The sequence below is a fragment of the Streptomyces phytophilus genome (genome assembly GCF_013870535.1).
GTDB classification, from domain to species: domain Bacteria; phylum Actinomycetota; class Actinomycetes; order Streptomycetales; family Streptomycetaceae; genus Streptomyces; species Streptomyces phytophilus.
Window position 1 is genome coordinate 1 of sequence record NZ_JACBXC010001325.1, and the last position, 1,622, is coordinate 1,622.

The window sequence follows — 1,622 nt, forward strand, 5'->3', positions numbered from 1 at the left end:
CGCCGTGCCCCGCGCCGGTCCTGCCCCGTTTGCCCGGTTCTGGCGGGTCGGCGGGCGGTGTCTTCCGCAGCCGGAGCCAATTGGCGGCCCCTGGTACCGCACAAGCTGCGACAGGCATTTCTATGATGGGCGCACGCACACCGCGGATCTCCTCCAGCTGCACGGGGGAGCGGCACCTGGTCCCATGGCGGCCCGGTCGTGTCCCGGTGGCAGAACGGCTAGGCGGTGGAGGGGTTCGATGCAACAGGGGGCCGGTCAGACGCCGGGGCTGCGGACCACGGCTGGGGTGCCCGCCGGGGCGGCGCCCCCCGTCCCCGCGGCACCTGCCGCCGGCGACGCCTACGGGGAGGCCGACGACGGGTACACCCCGACACAGGCCGACCTGCCGGTGATCAGGCCCGGGGAGAGCGGCGGCTACGGCCCGCTGTACGTCGTCGGCGACGTCCACGGCTATCTCGACGAGCTGCGCGCCGCTCTGCGCGCCCAGGGCATCATCGACGAGGCCGACCGCTGGATCGCCGGGAACACCCGCGTGTGGTTCCTCGGCGACTTCACCGACCGCGGCCCCGACGGCATCGGCGTCATCGACCTCGTCATGCGGCTGTCCGCCGAGGCGGCCGCCGCCGGCGGCTACTGCAAGGCGCTCATGGGCAACCACGAGCTGCTGCTGCTCGGCGCCAAGCGCTTCGGCGACACGCCGGTCAACTCCGGTGCCGGCACCGCCTCCTTCCAGGCCGCCTGGCTGCTCAACGGCGGGCAGCGCACCGACATGGAGCGGCTGGAGGACGTCCACCTGCAGTGGATGGCGCGGCTCGACGCCATCCACGAGGAGGACGACCACCTCCTGGTGCACTCCGACACCACCGCGTACCTCGACTACGGCGACTCCATCGAGGGCGTCAACGACACCATCCACGACATCCTCGCCCGCTCGGACGCGGACGAGGTGTGGGATCTCTTCCGCAAGTTCACCAAGCGCTTCGCCTTCCGCGACGAGGAGACGGGCCCCCAGGCGGTACGGGAACTGCTGGGCCGGTACGGCGGCGAGCGGCTGGTGCACGGGCACAGCCCGATCCCGTATCTGCTCGGGGAGGTGCCCAGCGAGGACACCGACGGCGAGGAGCGTGGCGCCGCGGTGCAGGGCCCGCACATCTACGCGGACGACCTGGCCATCGCCATGGACGGAGGGGTCACCATGGCCGGAAAACTGCTTGTCGTGCGACTTCCGCTGGTCGGGCGGTAGCGGCACATCAGCCTCACGTGCTCTAATACGGAACCTCCTTTTCTGAAAAGACACTTATCCGCCATACGCGAAGCGCTCTACCATCGGTAATAGGCTCTGCCGCCCAGGGCCTAGCGCCGCAGGCACGCTCCGTCCCCGTTTGCCTTGTTGCCTGCCCATCCGGGGGAGCACAAGCACATGACCAGTGCGTCGCATCTGCTGACGGAGGACCGCCCGGACTTCGAGCGGCTCCTCGATTCCGCGCTGCACGGTGCCGAGTTCACGGTCGGCGCCGGCCGCGGACGCCCGCTCGCCCCCGAACAGCTCCGGGCCCGGGCCCTCGGTGCCACGGCTGAGATCTCCGCGCGCGCGTCGGCCGAATACGAGCGTTACGTAGAGC

The 1,622-nt window shown here is 70.8% G+C and carries 1 protein-coding gene and 1 pseudogene; both read left to right on the forward strand.

Features of this window, described 5'->3' with window-relative positions; genetic code table 11:
• Positions 1 to 238: 238 nt before the first annotated feature.
• On the forward strand, positions 239 to 1,243 hold the full coding sequence (locus H5J30_RS32030; RefSeq protein ID WP_220189560.1) for a metallophosphoesterase: 1,005 nt from the start codon (positions 239 to 241) through the stop codon (positions 1,241 to 1,243).
• A gap of 177 nt (positions 1,244 to 1,420) precedes the next feature.
• A pseudogene (locus tag H5J30_RS32035) lies at positions 1,421 to 1,622 on the forward strand (hypothetical protein); the annotation flags it as partial.